Origin of the sequence: Bacteroides sp. LFL-34 (assembly GCF_027257075.1) — a bacterium.
GTDB lineage: Bacteria > Bacteroidota > Bacteroidia > Bacteroidales > Bacteroidaceae > Bacteroides > Bacteroides ovatus.
In genome coordinates this window covers 1-18131 of the sequence record NZ_JAPQKZ010000061.1, presented here as the reverse complement: position 1 = coordinate 18131, position 18131 = coordinate 1, and the positions used below count along the sequence as shown (strand labels likewise).

Below are 18131 nucleotides of genomic sequence, written 5' to 3'. Positions count from 1 at the left end.
TTTTAGAAAACCACTGTAACAAAGGTAGTGGTTTTCTAAATGAGAACAAGTTCTTTGAACGTTTTGTTTACGTGTTAGTCAAAATCGACTACTGTGATTCCGGCACCGCCAAACTGTACATGTTCGTCGGAATAGTGACTGACTCCCGGTACGGTGGCCAGATATTGGCGGATAAGTGTACGAAGTATTCCCGTTCCTGTGCCGTGAAGGATACGTACACGATCCATGCCGACTAATATGGCGTCATCAATAAAATAGGTGACTGCCTGTAAGGCTTCATCCCCACGCATTCCGCGTACATCAATGTCCTGTTTGAAGCTAAGCTTCTTTTCATACATCTGATCGTGTGTCTGGCTGCTGACAAAAGTGCTTTTTGCAATCCCTTCCGTCTTGGGCGTATGATTGGCACGTTCCAGACGGTCTATTTTTACGGTCGTTTTTATGCTTCCAAAAGCAACAGTCGCATTTTTACCACTGATTTCCATCACTTGGCCGACGCTTGTCTGTCCTTTGATTTTTACATTTTCTCCTATTGCAATCGGCACTATTTTAGGGGCACTTGATGGAGAAGAGACTGCAGCTTTCGGTTCACTCTTCTTGTTTTTCTTCCGTTCTTGCTTTTCCTTTAGTTTCTCCATTTTTTTTGCAATCTTCTCTTCATGCTCTTTAGATGCCAATGCATCCAGAGAAGTACGGAAGTCTGTCAGTTCCTGACGTGCCTGGCGCGTCTTTTCCTTTTCAGCTTGCGCTTCCTTTATTGTACGAATCGTATTTTCAATGCGGGCATTGGATTCCTGAAGCATGCGTTCCGCTTCTTCTTTTGCTTGCCGGATAATCTCTTTCCGGGATTTTTGCAATTCTTCTATCTCTGTCTGGTAACGGGTAATGGTTTCTTCCATGTGCTTTTCCCGTTGACGGATAGTTTGACGTTTTCCTTCCCAGTAACGCTTGTCGCGTACAATGTCCTGAAGGTATTTGTCTGCATTGATGTATTCGCTTCCTACGATTTCCGAAGCATCTGCGATGACATCTTCCGGTAGTCCGATTTTTCGTGCAATTTCTACGGCGAACGAACTTCCCGGATTACCGATTTGTAATTGGAAAAGTGCTTGCATGAGATGACGGTCGTAAAGCATGGCTCCGTTCACTACTCCTTCATGATCTTCGGCAAAATGTTTCAGATTCTGGTAGTGGGTAGTGATGACTCCGAATGTTCCTTTCTGGTTGAAACGTTTCAGTACAGCTTCGGCAATAGCACCTCCGATTTGCGGCTCCGTACCTCCACCGAACTCGTCAATCAGGATGAGGCTCCGTTCGTTACAGCTCTTCATCATGATTTTCATATTGGTCAAGTGAGAAGAGTAGGTACTCAAATCATCTTCAATAGATTGCTCATCACCAATATCGATAAAGATGCTACTGAATATACCGGCATGACTACGTTCGTGCAAGGGAATCAGCATGCCGCATTGCAGCATATATTGCAGCAAACCGACTGTTTTCAAACAGACGGACTTACCTCCGGCATTCGGTCCGGATATAATAAGGATACGTTGTTTTTGATCGAGCTCTATATCCAGTGGTACAACTTTCTTTCCATGTTTGGCTAATGAAAGTTGTAATAAAGGATGCACTGCCATTGTCCAATCCAGTAGTTGCTCATTCTCTACGGCGGGTTTCAGACTATTGGTCTGTATGGCGAAGTAACTTTTCGCACGGATAAAATCTATCTCTGCCAGAAATTCGTATGATTGAAGAATTTCCGGAATAGATGGACGAAGGATATTCGAGAACTCGGTAAGGATACGAATGATCTCACGTCGTTCATCACCTTCGAGTTCACGGATGCGGTTGTTGGCTTCTACCACTTCCGCCGGTTCTATAAACACAGTTTTTCCACTGGCGGATTCATCGTGTACGATACCTTTGATTTTTCGCTTGAGTCCGGGGGCAACTGGAATCACCAGACGTCCGTCACGCATGGTGGGAGCTACATCTTTGTCCACGTATCCTTCGGACTGCGCACTACGCAGGATGCTGTTTAATGAACGGGAAATATTTCCCATCGTACTGGCAAGTTCGCGACGTATGCGGGCTAATTCGGTAGAGGCATTATCCTTGATTTTTCCATATTTGTTAAGAATGCCGTCTATTTTCCCTATCAGTTGCGGGAACACGGCAATATCTCCTGCCAGTCGTTGCAGGCTGGGGTAGGGGGTATTGTTTCCTTCTTCATCTTCATTCCGATGCAGAAAGCGTACAATGTCACGGATGGTTTCTAATGAACGGCGTAGGTCAAATAATTCTTGTTCGTCCAAATACATTCCTTCTATTCGCACACGTTTTAGCGAAGGACGGACATCAAAGAAAAATTGATCGGGAAATCCGTCCTCTTCCTGGATGATGCGGACAAACTCTGTTACTTGGTTTAATTTCTCCTCAACCTCTTCATGTTGCTCGGAAAAGTTCATGTCTGTAACTCTTTCTTCACCTAAAGTACTGAGGCACTTATCTTTTAGTAACTGTCTTATCTGGTCGAATCCTATCTTTTGCTCAAAGTTTTGAGGGTATATCATATTTCTGTTCTTACTAATGAACTGCAAAAATACGATTAATTCGCGAAAAAAATATCAGAATGTTTGCAGATTTAAAAATGATTCGTACCTTTGCACCGCTTTCAACGGAAAGCACTTCTGATAAAGGAGTTTTGGAGAGGTGGCAGAGTGGTCGATTGCGGCGGTCTTGAAAACCGTTGTACTGCGAGGTACCCGGGGTTCGAATCCCTGTCTCTCCGCTGAACGTGCTGGACAGAAATGGTCAGCAAACGGACAAAAAGCTACAAATCAATGATTTGTGGCTTTTTTTATTGCCCGAAAGTCCTGCTTCCAAGACTTCAAAAGTACGGTAAAAGACAAAGTTTCGTTACTAAATCGTTACCTATTCCCCGCCGGACAAAAACGGTAACGATTTGTCCATAAATGACCTGATAATGACTTGATTAGTCCATAGTCTGCATAACTCGAAAACGAGAGGTAAAAATTAATTTTGCAACTAAAAAAAGTGAGTTATGAAATCGACATTCAAGGTTCTTTTTTATTTGAAGAAAGGTTCTGAAAAGAAAAACGGCGAGGTTATGATTATGGCACGCATCACCATAGACGGCAAACTTTGCCAGTTCAGTACGAAACAGAGCATCCAGCCCGACAACTGGAGCATTACTGCGGGCAAAGCCAAAGGCAGGGATGCCGGGAGGATAAACGCCCTTTTGGACGACATACGTTCTTCCCTGAATACCATTTACCACGAAATGCAGCGGCGTGACAATTACGTGACCGCCGAGAAAGTGAAAAACGAGTTCTTGGGACACAGCGAGAGCCACGAAACAATCCTTTCATTGTTCCAAAAGCACAATGACGATGTGAAGCAGCTTGTAGGCATATCCAAGACGATAGCGACCTACCGCAAGTATGAAGTGACCCGCCGCCACCTCGCTGAATTTATCCAAAGCAAGTACAACGTATCGGACATATCCATAAAGGAGATAAGCCCGATGTTCATTACCGATTTTGAGTTGTATTTGCGTACCGCCTGCAAGTGCGGCTACAACACCACCGCCAAGTTCATGCAGTTCTTCAAGCGTATCATCATCATCGCCCGTAACAACGGCATACTGGTGGGCGACCCTTTCGCCAGCTACAAAATCCGGCTGGAAAAAGTGGACAGGGGTTATCTGACAGAGGACGAGATTAAAATTATCCTTAAAAAGAAAATGGTTTCCGAACGGCTGGAACACGTCAGGGACTTGTTCGTCTTTTCCTGTTTCTGCGGTCTGGCATACAGCGATGTCGCCAATTTGCGGCAGGAGAATATCCAAAAGTCTTTTGACGGCAACCTTTGGATAATCACCAAGCGGGTAAAGACCAACACGGACGTGAATGTCCCCCTGCTGGATATTCCCAAGATGATTTTGAAGAAGTACAAGGGCAAGTTGCCGGACGGCAAGATACTTCCCGTAATCAGCAATCAGAAGCTAAACGCCTACTTGAAAGAGATTGCCGATATATGCGGTATTAAAAAGAACCTGACATTCCACCTTGCCCGGCACACGTTCGCCACGACCACCACGCTGTCAAAGGGCGTACCCATTGAAACGGTGTCCAAGATGCTGGGACACACAAACATAGAAACTACGCAAATCTACGCCCGCATCACCAACAGCAAGATAGGCAGCGATATGCAGGGGCTTGACAAGAAGTTTGTCGGCATTGAGAAGATTTACAAGGAAGTTGCCATGTAATCTTGATTATATGGAACTGGTCACAATTTGTGACCAGTCCTTACTATTATTCCAACATTGCTAAATCTCCTAAAATATACGATTATGGATTTGCAGATTATCCAAAACAAGATTTTTGAGGTCAGAAGTTGCCGGGTGATGCTCGATTATCATTTGGCAGAACTCTACCAAGTGGAAACACGAGCCTTGAAGCAGGCGGTCAAGCGCAATATCGAGCGTTTTCCGGGTGATTTTATGTTTGTACTCACCCAAGAGGAAGCTAACTTGCTGTTATCCATAGGGGTATCACAAAATGTGATACCCCCTGCTTACAACTTCGGCGTTGCTATGCCTATGGCTTTCACCGAGCAGGGCGTAGCCATGCTTTCTTCGGTTCTCCGCTCCAAAGTAGCCATAGAAGTAAACATTTCAATCATGCGGGCTTTTGTCCTCATGCGCCAAATGGCAATCGGTTACGAGGAACTGTCAAGGCGCATCGAGGAACTGGAGGTAAGCACCGATGCGCAGTTCAACGAACTGTACCAAGCCCTTACCCAGCTTTTGAGCCAGTCGAAACAACAGAAAGAACGCCGTCCGGTAGGTTTCGTTACCTATAACCGTGGCAAGAACGAATAGGTAACGATTTCGGTAACGAAATTCCACTTAATAACCTATATCCCAGCATTGTACATTCTTCCACCTTGCGGGCAGTCTACCGACTACCCGCATTTTTTATATCCTTTTCCAACTGGCACATTTCCCGAAACGCCAGCCGTGCGTGGCATGGCTGACTGTATTTCGTGAAAAGAGCCGTTGGAAACCCGCACAAGCGTATTGCAAGCAAGCTCACAACACCCTTGCCTTTCCCGCCCGCATGGAGTGTTCCCTAAAAGATGAAAGAGAACAGGCACTTTTCCCCAGTTTCCCTATTTGTAAATCTTCCTCTTACGCAGTCCCCCAGCCGGGACAGTCGTTTTAATCATTTCAATAGGCAAAGGTAGTTACGTGTTCTTCACGATTTTGCAAGGTCGAGCCGTTCCGGTTTGGCGAAAAAATCTTCCCTGCCTTGCGAGGTATTTTTTGCCCAAAACCTTGCAAACTCTAAACACTACCCTTTTACGCCTATGTGAAACGAAAACGACCGACCCGACCGGAAGACGCATAAAAAAAAAGTCGGATTTACGGGAAACAGGAAAAAAATTCAGTGAAACTTCAACTCCCTCACCTCTCAAATCCGCATAAAATTAAAAACTTAAAAAATTACAGCAATATGGAAGCAAAGGTATTATCGGAAGCAAAAGTTTATGTAGGCACTTATGCCAAGTACAACAACGGTTCATTGTCCGGCGCATGGCTCGACCTTTCGGACTATTCGGACAAGGAAGAATTTTATGAAGCCTGCCGGGAACTTCACAAGGACGAGGAAGATGCGGAATACATGTTTCAGGACTGGGAGAACGTGCCGGAGGGCTTAATCGGCGAAAGCTGGATTTCTGAAAACTTCTTCGCCCTGCGTGATGCGGTGGAGGATTTGAGCGACACCGAGCAGGAAGCCTTTTTCGTGTGGTGCAACTATAAAAGCCATGATTTGGGCGAGGAAGATGCGGACGACCTTGTACGTGATTTCCGGGACGAGTATCTGGGTCAATATGACGATGAAGAAGATTTCGCCTATGAAATTATCGAGGAATGCTACGACCTGCCGGAGTTCGCAAAGACCTATTTCGATTATGAAAAGTTCGCCCGTGACCTTTTTATGTGCGATTACTGGTTTGATGACGGTTTTGTGTTCCGTGCGGCATAACAACCAATCCGGGCGGGGTGTCAAAGCCCTGCCCGTTAAAAACGACCAAGCGATGAAACGGAAAAGCATTTATAAAATCCTTTGGCGGGTGTTGCTGCTCTGCCTTGCATGGCGGTTTACCAGCGTAGCCGGAGCAGGCACGGCGATAACGGCGTATATCGTGTTTTGTGCCGCCCGTTTCCTGCTCCGGGTCTGCCTTTCAGCCCTTTATGCGCTGGGCGTGGCTCTGCTTTTCCTGCTGTTGCTTTCTTTACTGATATTATAACCATTAAAAAAAATAGAACATCATGCAGTCACTTAACAAAAACGGGGTAAGCATTACCCAAACACCGGGAGAAGAAAAGTTCGTGAAATGCTGTTTAGGGGCTTTCAGGGGACAAATTTATTATCAATATGACTACCGCCACACGGACGGCGAACTTTTCAGCACGGTAGCCAAAACGCTGGACGAGTGCCGCCGCAGGCGTGACGAATGGATAGCGAAGAAGAACGGAGTAATAAACAAGTAAATTTTAGGGACATGAAAACAACAGAAGTAAACAAGGAGCTTATCGGCAGGCGTTGCGAGTGCATTTTTACGGGCTTAATGGTAACGGGCGTTATCGAGGACACAGAAGAAAACGAACACACCATAGAGGTAAAAGTCCGTTTCGACCACCCGCACCAGTGGGGCGATGATTTGTATAATGATGTGTGGGCGTGGGGGCGCAAAATAGACGAGTTCGGCACGCTGCACCATTTGCAACTGTTGGAGGATAAACCGGACTTTCAGATAATGACGGTAGTTTTCGGCGAACCAATCAGCCGGATAGACCGCAGTGTTTTTGAAGATGTTGCAACGTGGGGTGTCTGTTCCCTGCAAGGCTGGGTAAACAGCTATGAAAGTGTCCGGTTTGTAGCTATAGACGACCATACGGCAATCATCACGGGCGAATATAACATGGAGCAGGTAAAGGTGTGGTTAGAGAAATACACGTCCATAAAGAGCCTTAAAACCAGTTGATAGAAAACGGCGGCTGCTTGCCGCCGTTACTTTCTTCCGTGAGCCTGCCAGCGGGTGAAGAAAGTAACAAAGAAGCCTTTCGTTTTCCCTATCATGGAAACATCCCGCCGATGCTTCCCGGCGGGATGTCTGCCCGATATTTACGCTTTGCGTATCATTCCATACCCGGTTTCCCAAGAGGATGATAAAAACGAATGTCGCAACTATAAATCCTCATAGTGAATAAATTTTACACCAAGTATGCACACGGTTTCTTCTTCCTCGATGTCATATTTCCATGTCCGTTTATTGACAAGCATTTCCGTGTCGCAATCGAACCATTCCATTACAGGCGCATCATCTTCTTCGTCCGCCCATTTGAAAACCTGATTGGACGGCGTTTTCCATAATTCAGCACTGTCACGTTCGGAAATACAGTCCTTGTCCATAATGATGATGTCACCTACTGCCGGAACTGTATCTGTTTCCAACGTGGTTTCTATGTACCACGAGATGCCTTCTATATCCAATTCTATTTTTACCATGTCGTTTTATTATTAGGGGGTTATTGTTTCCGTTTCTTCTTCGCTGTTGTCATTATTAAATGATAGTGTAAGTTGCTGCATCTGCCCGAAGCTGTCGATGATATAAATGTCAATCGTCTGCTGGTCGGTCGATGCCGAGGTGTAGTAGAGCCAGAACGTTTCTTTCTCCAGCGGGTAGAGGTCATTGGGCAGGAACACCGTGCCGTTATCCATTTCCAGCTTCCCTTTGCCGTCCGGCTGGAAATACCTTATCTGATAGGTAGTCGGCTGGTAATAGCCGCCACGCACCAGTCGGCAGCGTATTTCGGCGGTTTCCCCGACTTTCAGCCTTTTGGGTACTGGCAGTGTTTCGATGCTGAACGGGTACGCCTGCTGAATATCCAAGTTGTCATTACAGGCGGTGACAAGCACGAGGGCGGCCACGATGTAGCAGCCCATGATGATTTTATACATTACATTCTTCATATACATTATTATATAGCGGTCAGTTGATAATGAATTTCAGTCCCAAAGATACCTGCGTGTGGAACTTGCCTATGTCCGAGCCGAACAACGCCCGTTCCCTTGCACTGACAAGCAAGGCTATCCGGTCGGTCAGGTAGGCTTCCAGTTCCAGCGTCAGCGCACCGCCGTAGATGAAGCAATCCTTATCCAGCAAGGTAGAGCCGTCCGGCAGCAGCTTTTCGCTTCGGTTGCTTGTTTCGTACCCGGCGAGAGCCGACAATCCCAATGAAAGGAAAAAAGTCTTTCGCCTGTCCGATAGGAATTTCAGGTAATAGCCGCCCTCTGCGGTGAACTGTTCTACGGGTATCTGCATATCCTTGTAGTCATACTTCTTGTGCAGGTATTCGCCGCCAATCACCCAGCGGTTGGCGTTCTTGGTGTAAACGCTGTACGCCGCCCCGATGTGGTAGGCAAAATCCGTGTCGGAGTTCCAATGCACCCCGTCCGCCATGCCCGCCGTGACTTGCAAGCCTTTCATGCCCGGCAGGTATCTTTGCGCATGTGCCTGAAACGAGGTCAGGCACAGCGCAAAGAGCATCATTATAAAGATGTGTCTTTTCATTCCCTATTTGATTTTTAGTTCGTCAATCACTTCTGCGTTCACGATGTCGGCGTTCTCCACCCGTATGGTCTGATGCCGCCCGCCGTTCTTCTCGTAGAGTTCCACGACCAGCAGCTTGTCGTCAGGAATGGTGAACTTCGGCAGGGCGTACACCGTGCGCACGGTACTTTTTCCTGCAATCTCTATCACCTCGTTGTAGCTACGTACCGCATCCAGCACCGTTTCCTGAATAGCCGTGCGCTTGGGTACTTTCTTATCGGTTATCTTAAACTTGATGAAGTCGGTATCGAAAGGCACGTTGGAACTGTTCTTTGTCTGCGTGTGTACATAGAGCATCCCGTTATAGGTGTAAATCCCCTTGATTAAGAACTGTATGCCGAAACGCTTGCTACCCAAGTGGCGCACTTTCCGGTCATTGTTCTTGTAGATGCTCTGCATTATCAGTTTCACCAATAGCGGGCTTTCATTCCCCAGTTCCCGGAAATAGATGTTCATCCGGGTATGTGAGAAGTCGGACGTATCTTCATTCTCCAAGAAGTCTTTCATTTCGATGTTGAGCATTTCCGGTTCACGGGCGTACTTGGCGTTGAACGAAAAGAAACTGCCGTCCTCGCAGATAACGGAGAAGTTCGTTTCTCCCGGAAAGCCCTCTGTCGTGGCTTTCACCCTGATTACGTTCTCCGCACCGTCCGCCTTGCCCGCTATGATATGGTTGCTTCCCAAATCGACATAGCGGACGGCGGCGGGGAAGATGATATGCACCGTCTTGGCAAAGGTCACTTCCACGCCGTAGGGCGTAACCATTTGGCGGTACGGGAGTTTCCGGGTAATCCCCCGGTACAAGTCGTTGCCAGCCGCATACTTCACGGTGTCAGTGGTTTGTGCGTTTGCCGCACACACGCCCAGCAAGAGGGCGAACATTACAAAAATCTGTTTCATTGCTAATTGAAATTTTAACGGTTGATAAAATGGTTATTGTTGTTTGGCGTAAAGCATCACCCTGTACCCGGCTTTCAGCTTCACTTTCACGGTTCGGAACTTCTTGGCGAGGTAGCCGGACGTTCCTTGCAGCAATCCCCTTGTCACGTCCATAGCCACCTGCTGCCCGGCACTTTGGGCAAAGGAAATGCTTGTACCCAGCCCGCTTCCGATATTCGCCATAGCTTCGTTGAACGCTTCCTGCTCCATAGAGGACGGGACGGACAGCCCCTTTTGCCCGTCCGTGTCGAACACGGCGAGTTCCACCGGGATGATGTTGCCAGCGTACTCAATCGAGGACACCAGTATGTCAAGCCGCTCGCCCTGCACCTTTGCCGTCCCCGCCACGAGGGTATTCTTCGGCACGACTATGTTCCCCGCCTGCATGGGTTCGAGCAGCCGTAGTTTCACCGCCTGCCCGTCCGTCAGGGTTTGGTCTTGGTGGATGCAGGCGGCTACCGTGTTCTTTCCCATAGCGTACCCCGTGCCTACTGCCGTGTTGAAGCCGTAGTTTCGTGGCTGGCTGTAAGCCCGGATGAAGTCGGCATCGCTCATGGGCTGCCGCAATCCCGAAACGGTCGTTTCCCTGACAGCCTGCACCGCCACCGCATCCGGCTTGCGGTCAATGTCGCCCGTTACCGGGACTTGTGCGACTTGTCCCTGCCCGCCGTTCATGTACTTTGCCGCCAGCTCGTAGGACTTTTCCAAGAGTGCCATTTGGTCGTCAGCGGTGGGTGTGGCGTTCTGTTGTTGCAGCCTATCGGTCAGTTCCGCTACCTGCCGCTTCAAGTCCTCTTTTTCCTCGTCCACCGCCGGAGTTTCATAGAACGTGCTTAACTGGCGGTTGATGTCCCGGTAAGCGTATGCCGAAGAAGCACCGCCGCCCCTTTGGGGCTTCGCATCCTCTTCCGGCATCAGGTCGATTTCCGCTTGCGGTTCTTCCGCTTCATCGTTCCCGGTGAAACCGAAGTCCTGCAAGGACTGTATCTTCTCCTGCTGCCTGCGGCTTATCATCGCCTGTTCGTAAGCCTTTTGCTTGTCGGCTATAATCCCGTCCTCTGCGGGCAGGGGTATGTCGGCGTTGAAGCCGCCCACGCTTTCCACGTTCACGTCCTCTTTGCCGGAGGGTGCGAATATCAGGTACATGCACCCGGCAAAGGCAAGGAACATCAGCGGGAAGACTATCATTTTCCTGCGCTGCTGCACCTGCTGCGGGGTAAGTTCCCGTTTGGGTTTATCTTCCTTTTTCGGCTTCCCGTCCGCCTGCGGTACGGTCGTGCCGTTCTCATTCTTCTGTACTTCTTCCATATTGCGGTCTGTTTAAGGGGTTGATACTTTTGGTTGTGTCGTTGCCGTGCAACGGCAGTTGCCTGATGTGTTCTATTTGCAGCCGCCTGCCGTCCCGCTTCCCGATGTTGTAGATTGATGAAACGGTAATGTAGATAGACAAGCCGCCAAGGAAGAAGAACATCACGAGGATAACCGCCAGCCTTTTGCCCGGCGTAATCCGTCCGCACATTCGGCGCAGGCGGTCGTCCGCCCAGTCCCGCACCTTTCCGATGTAGTTTCGTTTTCTTTCCATAAGGCTATCTCTTAATGGTCTGCAAATCCTTGTTCTCGGTAATGGTGAACGCTTCGATGATGAAGCCGTGCGGGTTGTTGTCGCTCCGTGTGGCGTTGAGCAGGCGGCACGAGGTCACAAGGCTTCGCACCGTCAGGCTGCTTTCCCGGACAATCAACTGGCGGGCATACGTGTTCACCTTGTAGGGGTACTGGTCGAAGTCGCACTTCACGCTGTCAATCTCCACCGTCTGCGTGACGTTTCCGGAAATCACCCGGTTGTAGTAGCCCTTTTCCGCCAAGTCCTTGTAATAGTTGAAAGCGGTCTTGTCGGCGAGGAACAGCGAGCGTTTGATGTTGCTTTCGATAGCCCCCTTGTCGGGTGAGAGCGTGAAGAAAAGTTCGTGGAAACGCCGCACGTGCGACTTGGCTTCCACGGGTCTGTTCTGCGCCATGTCCTGCGAGAGTGCCAGCATCAGGCTTTTGCCGTTGTCGAGGACGTATATCTTCTGCCGCTGCTTTTCGGCGAAGCTGTACGAGTTCCACACGGCAAAGCCCGTCACCAGTGCGCACAGGCAGATGAATACCAGCGCAAAGAGCCTGATTTGCCGGAAACTCGTTTCGATGTTCGTTAATGACTTAAATTCCATATACTAAATATTGATGTTGGTTATTTGAGTAGTTTCCCGGTTACTTTCCCGCTTGCCGCACCGACCGCCGCCCCGGCGATTGACCCAGCCCGTGCCACGTTGCGGTTATAGGCAGACGTACCGCCAGCCGACACTATCCAGCTTGCCACCGTTGGAATGGTGAAGTAGCCCACGATGCCGATAATCATAAAGATTACATACACGGTGCTGCTCCCGTCAGGAATGAAATTCGGGTCTGAAAGCTGCTCGATGTCTTTTTGTAGCATCAGGGTTTGTATGCGTGCCAGCACGCTGCTGAACAAGTCCGACACGGGTAGCCACAGGTAAATGGATATATAGCGTGAAATCCACTGGGTCAGCGTGCTTTGGAAACCGTCATAGACGGAAATCGCAAACGCCAGCGGACCCAGTATGCTTAACACGATTAGGAAGAACGTGCGCAGCGTGTCTATAATCAGCCCCGCCGCCTGAAAGAGCATTTCCAGCAGTTCCCTGAACCAGTCCCGGACGGACTTCTTTATATTGTACGCCGCCCTGTCCATATACATACCCGTCATAGTTACCATATCGGAGGGCGACCAGCCCAGTTCTTCCAGTTGCCTGTCAAATTCCTCGTCCGAAGCGAGGTAAGCCGTTTCGGGGCTACGCATCAGGGCTTCATATTCCAGTCGGTCTTTCTGTGCCCGGTATTCGTTCATGTCGAAAGTCTGCGTTTCCATAAGTTGGTTGCACCCTTTCACCACTGGCGACAATACCGTGTTGATAGTCCCCAGCACGAACGTGGGAAAGAACATGATGCACAGCCCCAGCGCAAAGGGACGCAGGAGCGGGTACACGTCTATGGGTTCGGCACGTGCGAGCGACTGCCACACTTTGGCGGCTACATAGAACAGCGCACCCAGCCCGGCTATTCCTTTGGCTACCCCCGTCATGTTGCTGCACAAGGGCATCATTTCATCGTACAGCACCCGCAACACTTGGTGCAGGTTGTCAAAATCCACCGCTGCTAATAACATAGGCATACCGATTTATATGTTACCAGTAGCGTTCATCCGCCGAGCCGTAAAGAGCCAGCACCCGGTCTGTGTCGTTCTTCTTCTTTGCCCGCAGGTAGGACACGGATATGTTCTTTCGGGTGTAGTAGTTCACGAGGTTGCGGTAGTTGAGCAGGCTTTTGTAGGCGTTGTTGATTACCGCCAGCCTTTCGGCATCCGTCAGCGACATACCCGTCACGTTCACTACATTCTTCAAGTCCTGCAACACGTCCGCACTTTCGGAGAGCAGCTTGGCATACCCGGCTGAAATGGCGGTGAGTTCATCCGGCGTGTAGTTCGGGTCAGCCAGCATGTTCTGGTAGTTTCGCACGTAGATTTCGGATATTTCCGCCACCAGTTCAATGGACTTCTTCACCTTGATGCCGCCCTTGACAACATCGTGTACCGCTTTGAGCGCATCGTAATAGACTTTTCCCTGCTGGAAAATCTTCTGCGCTTCCATGAAGCCGTCCAGCGTGTTTTTGGCTGTGGTGGAAGTCTGCACTATCTGCTTGGTGGTGTTGATGATGCCCTGTGCCAAATTGCCGGGGTCTGACACCACCCACTGTGCGGATGCGTTGCCGATGAAGCAAAGGCATACCGCCATAAGGAGAATTGTTCTTTTCATGTTCCTGATTTTTAAGTTGTTGATGATTGGGGATTACGTTTGCTTTCTGCAAGCCTCTTGATAGCCAGTTCAAGGTTGCCGCCCAGCTTGTCGGCAAGTGCGAACAGTTCCATTTTCTCGCTTTCCTCTGTCGTGAAGGTGTAATATTCTTCCAATGAAACTTCTGTGGCGTACACCGCCGACTGCGTGCCGCCCAGCGAGAAGAAAACTTCCTTGTACTTCCGTCCGGGGTGGTTCGCCATGTTGATAGACAATATCTGCGAACGCTCCTTGTCGGTCAGTCCCAAGAGGTTCTGTATGCTGTCAAACTTGTTGAGATATTTTCTTTGGTCTAACAGGATTTTGCAGTCCGAGTTATTGATGATACTCTCTTTCACGATAGGGGAAGAAATAATATCCTCAATCTCTTGCGTGACTACAATCGCTTCCCCGAAATATTTTCGGACGGTTTTGTAGAGGTAGCGGATATAGTCCGCCATGTTCGCCGATGCAATCGCTTTCCACGCTTCCTCGATTAGTATTAACTTCCTTATTCCCTTTAACTTGCGCATCTTGTTTATAAAGGCTTCCATGATGATGATAGTCGTTACCGGGAATAAAATCTTGTGGTCTTTGATGTTGTCCAACTCAAAGACAATGAAGCGTTTGTGCAACAAATCCAGTTCCTTGTCGGAGTTCAGCAGGTAGTCGTACTCACCGCCACGATAGTACGGTTCAAGCACGTTCAGGAAATTGTTTATGTCAAAATCCTTTTCCCTGACGTTCTTCTGTTCAAGCTGTCGGCGGTAATCATCCCGGACAAACTCGTAGAACGTGTTGAAGCAGGGCGTTACCGAACGGTCTTTGCCTGTCAGTTCGATATAGGCACTCACGGCGTTTGACAACGCCACTTCTTCCGACCGCTTCGGGGCTTCATCATCCCGCTTCCACAGGGTGAGTATAAGGGTCTTGATGCTCTCTTTCTTCTCTATGTCGAATACCCCGTCCTCGACATAGAACGGGTTGAACGCTATCGGGTTCTCGTTGGTGTAGGTGAAATAAATCCCGTCCTCGCCGTGCGTGCGGTTGTGGATAAGCTGGGACAGCCCCAAGTAACTGTTACCCGTATCTACCAGCAGCACGTGCGCCCCCTGCTCGTAATACTGACGCACCATGTGGTTGGTAAAGAAAGACTTACCCGACCCGCTCGGCCCAAGTATGAACTTGTTGCGGTTGGTCGTGATGCCTTTCTTCATGGGCAAATCCGATATGTCGATATGCAGCGGGCGACCGCTCACCCTGTCCACCATTTTGATGCCGAACGGCGAAAGCGAACTCTTGTAGTTCGTTTCTTCCACGAACAGGCAGAGAGCCTGCCCCAAGAACGTGTAGAAACTTTCCTCTGCGGGGAAGTCCGCTTCGTTTCCGGGTATGCCCGCCCAAAAGAGCGTGGGCGTATCGACCGTGTTGTGGCGTGGCTTGCACTCCATTAGCGCAAGCTGGCTTCCCACATCGTTGCGTATGCGTTTGAGTTCTTCCCGGTCGTCACTCCATGCCATGACGTTGCAGTGGCAGCGCACCGATACAAGCCCCTTGCTGTGCGCTTCGTTCAGGTACTCGTCTATCCATTCCTTGTTCACTTGGTTGGCACGGGAATAACGGGAGAGCGATTGCATGTTCCGGGCGGTCTGCTCGAAGTTCTTCAGGTTTTCGGCGTGGTCGTCTATGAAGATGAACTGGTTATAGACGTGGTTGCACGACAACAGCACGCCCACCGGGGCGGCGAATGACAGTCGGCAGTCGCTCCGGTCAGTGGACAGCTTCTCAAACCGTGTGTCCGTCCCGACCTTTCCGGGCAAATCTTCCACGTCCGAAAGCGTGTGCAGGCACAGTATGTCGTCCCCGACACGCATTTCTTCCGGGTACAGCCCGATGTCTTTCAGGCAGGTGGTATCTGTCTGCGATAGCGAGAAGTATTTCTCGATGATGCCCGCCTTTCCGTCCTGCCCGGTGATTTCCGATGCCGCCAGCCGGGTAAGGGTGACAAACCCGCTGTCGTTCATAATCCTTTCAAACTGCCCGACCGCTTCGATGAACTTTGCCGCCGCTTCCTTGTCGGCTATCTCCTGCGGTACAATCCTGCCCCGGCATAGGGTGGAGAAGTCGCTCTGTCGGCGGCTTCTCTCCCTTGTCGTCTTTGTCAGGAACAGGTAGCAGTAATGGTTCAGGAACGGGCGTTCATTGAAGTGCCGTTCAAAGGAGCGGCTTAAAAAACTAAGCTCGTCCCTTTCCGTGTCGGGCTGGTAGTTCTCCTTGATGAAGAAGTCCTGCTTGTGTACTATGGAGTAGTCGGGCAGCACCTTGATTGCCTTGTACCATGCCGAATGTATGGCTTCGTACTCGGCACTGGTGACGGTGAACAGTTCGGGCAGTTCCACCCTGAAAGCCACCGTTATGTCCGCATCCTTTGAAATGATGCAGCCGTTCTCCACCGCCAAAAGGGGGAATTTCCTTTCCAGCGTGGTAGCCTTTAACATATTTCTCATGGTCTTTCTTCCTTTCTTTTTTTGTAGGTGAATAATCGGGGTATCGCCTTTCGGCTGATAATGAAGCGTGGATGCCGTTTGCGTGCGGCGGCTTTCATCAGCCCGTGCGTGCCGTACTTGGCGTTGAGCCGGAACGTCTGCCACACGAGCAGCAGCGAAGCCGACACGATGAAACCGATACATAGCCACTGGTTCACGCCCGCCATGAACAGGACGATGAACACCACGAAGACGGCGAGCAAGCCGCCGCAAAAGATAAAGAGGTACTGGCTTTTCAGCCCCTTGAACTCCACGGGCTTCCCGATACCCCTGTTTACCTGATATTTTTCGGGCTTAGCCCTCAACAACTCGTCAGACATAGCCGCAGGTTTAGAGGAAGAACGAGCGCAGGATAGTGGCGGCTACAATCAGGAAGATGCACGCCCCGAACCAACTGGCGGCGGTCTTTGAGGTGTCGGGGTCGCCGCTTGAAAACTTGTTATATACTTTTACCCCGCCAATCAAGCCGCAGACCGCCCCGATTGCGTACACCAGTTTTGTTCCGGGGTCGAAATACCCGGTGATTAGGTTCGTGGCTTCGGTGATGCCCGCCTGCCCGTTTCCTTGTGCGTAGGCACTTACCACGGCGGCAAGTATAGCCGCCGACAAGAAGATTTTCTTTCTCATTGTGATTTGTTTTTAATGCCGGGCGGCGGGTGGATAGTCCGCCTTTCCCGGCTGGTGAATAATTTGAAATTTTAGTGGTCGGGGATAGTCCCGTTTGTCTGTTTGGTTTTCAGGTTGCCAATCAACCGTAATCACGCTGTTTCATGCTGTCAGGCTTATACATTATTATATTATAGGAAATCGTTCATGTCGAACGCTTCGTGTTCCTTGCTTTTATTGCCAGCTTCGGCAGGGACAGCAGCCGCAGCCAGTTCCGCTTCGTTGCGTCCCAGCAGTTCCGCCACCTTTGCCAGCCCGCCGTTGATGTTCTCCACCACCGCATCGTAGAGGTTCGTCCCCTCAATCCTTGCCAGTGTCCCGGCGGCTTGCCGCTGTTCCGTTTCGGTGGGGTTGTCGGCGTTCGCCGTGCGTACCGCTTCGCCCAGTTCGTCAAAGCTCACGCCCGTAGCCCGCCCGGTATCATCGTCACCGTCCATGTACCCGGCTATTTCCTCGTCCTCGTAGTCGGGTTCGTCATTCTCGTAACCGGGCGTTTCTTCCGGCAGTCCGTCAGCCTGCGGCGCAAAAATAGTATCATTTTCAGCCGCTTGCGGGAGGTGTCCCGATTTGTCCTGCGCTGTCTGAAATTGTCCGCTCTTGTATCGGCTTTCACCTATCAGCGTGTAGCCTGAAACCCCGTTTCGTGGAAGCGGCGCATCATCCGTTTTGCCCGGTGATGTCCGGCTGTCCGTGTAGCGATACCACAGCCACAGGGCGATGTAGTACACCAAAAGCCCGGTAAGTATGCAATAGATTACCATAGTCAGACAGGCTTTTGGAAGTGGCTTTCGTACAGGGTGTTTATCTCGTCTTGGTACTGCTCGAAGTGGCGCAGCAGAATGTTTTCCACGTAGCTGCTTACCGTCACCTTTCGCCCGCCTATCACCGTCACGATACGCATCAGCTTCTCATGCGTGGTTCGGCTCACGTACAAGGGCTGTCGGTCTGCCAGTTCCACTTTCTGAAAGTAGGTTTCCCGGTAGTCGCCCGAACCGCCCTTGCGCTTGCGGGGTGTCGGTTTCTCTACTTGCACTGTTTCAGCCTGCCGTCCCTCGTGGGCGGTTTCCGTTTCGCTGCCGGGCTGCGGTTCATCATCCGGCTGGCTCTCCCGCTTGGCGGGTACACCCTGCGAGATAAGTTCCCGCATAAAATCCTCGTCTATCTTCGGCATCCCGCCGCTTTGCTTTGCCATATCATTTTAATTTGATGTAGTACACTATTTCGGTTATCAGTTCTTCCAAGTTGCTTCCCCTTACCAACGGGCGGCTGGCGGGAAAGAGCGTGGAGCGGAACACCGCCTTTTTATCCGCCACCAGTTCCTTTTTGTAGCGTTTGGTATCGGGGATAAAGGTTTTCATCAGCGGCAGTTCCAGTTCCT

General features: G+C 50.1%; 22 protein-coding genes, 1 tRNA gene and 1 pseudogene. 8 read left to right on the top strand and 16 right to left on the bottom strand.

Going from position 1 to position 18131, the window contains the following annotated elements; all coding sequences use genetic code 11:
- Nucleotides 1-74 precede the first annotated feature (74 nt).
- Nucleotides 75-2576: an endonuclease MutS2 gene (locus N5O98_RS24330; protein WP_022199282.1), complete on the bottom strand. Its 2502-nt coding sequence runs from the start codon at nucleotides 2574-2576 to the stop codon at nucleotides 75-77.
- Between the two features lie 133 nt (nucleotides 2577-2709).
- Between N5O98_RS24330 and N5O98_RS24325 the strand changes: the two genes are divergently transcribed.
- From N5O98_RS24325 to N5O98_RS24290, 8 genes are all read left to right on the top strand, one after another.
- Nucleotides 2710-2794: transfer RNA gene (locus N5O98_RS24325), tRNA-Ser, on the top strand.
- Nucleotides 2795-3067: 273 nt separating this feature from the next.
- Entirely contained in the window at nucleotides 3068-4297 is a 1230-nt protein-coding gene (locus tag N5O98_RS24320) for a site-specific integrase (protein WP_007478215.1), read from the top strand.
- Nucleotides 4298-4381: 84 nt separating this feature from the next.
- Nucleotides 4382-4912, top strand: a complete 531-nt coding sequence (locus N5O98_RS24315) for an ORF6N domain-containing protein (protein ID WP_032536632.1) — start codon at nucleotides 4382-4384, stop codon at nucleotides 4910-4912.
- Nucleotides 4913-5054: 142 nt separating this feature from the next.
- A complete protein-coding gene (locus N5O98_RS24310; protein WP_007754109.1) occupies nucleotides 5055-5255 on the top strand; it encodes a hypothetical protein in 201 nt (66 codons plus the stop codon).
- A gap of 291 nt (nucleotides 5256-5546) precedes the next feature.
- On the top strand, nucleotides 5547-6080 hold the full coding sequence (locus N5O98_RS24305; protein WP_007754113.1) for an antirestriction protein ArdA: 534 nt from the start codon (nucleotides 5547-5549) through the stop codon (nucleotides 6078-6080).
- 52 nt (nucleotides 6081-6132) lie between these two features.
- Entirely contained in the window at nucleotides 6133-6345 is a 213-nt protein-coding gene (locus tag N5O98_RS24300) for a hypothetical protein (RefSeq protein ID WP_007754115.1), read from the top strand.
- Between the two features lie 22 nt (nucleotides 6346-6367).
- Nucleotides 6368-6589 (top strand): DUF3873 domain-containing protein, encoded by a 222-nt coding sequence (locus N5O98_RS24295; protein WP_007754116.1) that lies wholly within the window; start codon nucleotides 6368-6370, stop codon nucleotides 6587-6589.
- Between the two features lie 11 nt (nucleotides 6590-6600).
- Complete coding sequence (locus tag N5O98_RS24290; RefSeq protein WP_028728958.1) at nucleotides 6601-7083, top strand: DUF7258 domain-containing protein; 483 nt, start codon at nucleotides 6601-6603, stop codon at nucleotides 7081-7083.
- Nucleotides 7084-7286: 203 nt separating this feature from the next.
- Here N5O98_RS24290 and N5O98_RS24285 read toward each other — a convergent pair whose 3' ends face one another.
- From N5O98_RS24285 to N5O98_RS24215, 15 genes and pseudogenes are all read right to left on the bottom strand, one after another.
- Complete coding sequence (locus N5O98_RS24285; RefSeq protein ID WP_007754121.1) at nucleotides 7287-7607, bottom strand: hypothetical protein; 321 nt, start codon at nucleotides 7605-7607, stop codon at nucleotides 7287-7289.
- A gap of 12 nt (nucleotides 7608-7619) precedes the next feature.
- Nucleotides 7620-8078, bottom strand: coding sequence for a DUF3872 domain-containing protein (locus tag N5O98_RS24280; protein ID WP_007754124.1), 459 nt, complete (start codon nucleotides 8076-8078; stop codon nucleotides 7620-7622).
- 13 nt (nucleotides 8079-8091) lie between these two features.
- Nucleotides 8092-8673, bottom strand: a complete 582-nt coding sequence (locus N5O98_RS24275; RefSeq protein WP_007754126.1) for a conjugal transfer protein TraO — start codon at nucleotides 8671-8673, stop codon at nucleotides 8092-8094.
- Between the two features lie 3 nt (nucleotides 8674-8676).
- Nucleotides 8677-9612, bottom strand: a complete 936-nt coding sequence (gene traN / locus N5O98_RS24270; RefSeq protein ID WP_007754128.1) for a conjugative transposon protein TraN — start codon at nucleotides 9610-9612, stop codon at nucleotides 8677-8679.
- A 33-nt stretch (nucleotides 9613-9645) separates the two neighbouring features.
- The gene (traM, locus tag N5O98_RS24265; RefSeq protein ID WP_007754131.1) at nucleotides 9646-10959 is read right to left on the bottom strand and encodes a conjugative transposon protein TraM; all 1314 of its coding nucleotides are present in this window, start codon (nucleotides 10957-10959) and stop codon (nucleotides 9646-9648) included.
- Nucleotides 10937-11233 carry a TraL conjugative transposon family protein gene (locus N5O98_RS24260; protein ID WP_007754134.1) on the bottom strand — a complete coding sequence of 99 codons (297 nt, stop codon included), beginning with the start codon at nucleotides 11231-11233 and terminating at the stop codon, nucleotides 10937-10939. Before N5O98_RS24260 ends, traM begins: the two co-directional genes overlap by 23 nt.
- Before the next feature lie 4 nt (nucleotides 11234-11237).
- Nucleotides 11238-11861: a conjugative transposon protein TraK gene (gene traK / locus N5O98_RS24255; RefSeq protein ID WP_004325451.1), complete on the bottom strand. Its 624-nt coding sequence runs from the start codon at nucleotides 11859-11861 to the stop codon at nucleotides 11238-11240.
- Between the two features lie 20 nt (nucleotides 11862-11881).
- The gene (gene traJ / locus N5O98_RS24250; RefSeq protein WP_028728967.1) at nucleotides 11882-12877 is read right to left on the bottom strand and encodes a conjugative transposon protein TraJ; all 996 of its coding nucleotides are present in this window, start codon (nucleotides 12875-12877) and stop codon (nucleotides 11882-11884) included.
- Between the two features lie 19 nt (nucleotides 12878-12896).
- Nucleotides 12897-13523 (bottom strand): DUF4141 domain-containing protein, encoded by a 627-nt coding sequence (locus tag N5O98_RS24245; protein ID WP_007566703.1) that lies wholly within the window; start codon nucleotides 13521-13523, stop codon nucleotides 12897-12899.
- Nucleotides 13524-13534: 11 nt separating this feature from the next.
- A complete protein-coding gene (locus N5O98_RS24240) occupies nucleotides 13535-16048 on the bottom strand; it encodes a TraG family conjugative transposon ATPase (RefSeq protein ID WP_007566701.1) in 2514 nt (837 codons plus the stop codon).
- Nucleotides 16045-16407 (bottom strand): DUF4133 domain-containing protein, encoded by a 363-nt coding sequence (locus N5O98_RS24235; protein WP_007566699.1) that lies wholly within the window; start codon nucleotides 16405-16407, stop codon nucleotides 16045-16047. The genes N5O98_RS24240 and N5O98_RS24235 overlap by 4 nt, the downstream gene beginning before the upstream one ends.
- A 10-nt stretch (nucleotides 16408-16417) precedes the next feature.
- Nucleotides 16418-16714 (bottom strand): DUF4134 domain-containing protein, encoded by a 297-nt coding sequence (locus N5O98_RS24230; RefSeq protein WP_004308755.1) that lies wholly within the window; start codon nucleotides 16712-16714, stop codon nucleotides 16418-16420.
- 170 nt (nucleotides 16715-16884) lie between these two features.
- Nucleotides 16885-17514, bottom strand: coding sequence for a hypothetical protein (locus N5O98_RS24225; RefSeq protein ID WP_007478186.1), 630 nt, complete (start codon nucleotides 17512-17514; stop codon nucleotides 16885-16887).
- Nucleotides 17515-17516: 2 nt separating this feature from the next.
- Nucleotides 17517-17945, bottom strand: coding sequence for a DUF3408 domain-containing protein (locus tag N5O98_RS24220; RefSeq protein ID WP_007478184.1), 429 nt, complete (start codon nucleotides 17943-17945; stop codon nucleotides 17517-17519).
- A gap of 1 nt (nucleotide 17946) precedes the next feature.
- Nucleotides 17947-18131 (bottom strand): annotated as a pseudogene (locus N5O98_RS24215) (ParA family protein); the annotation flags it as partial.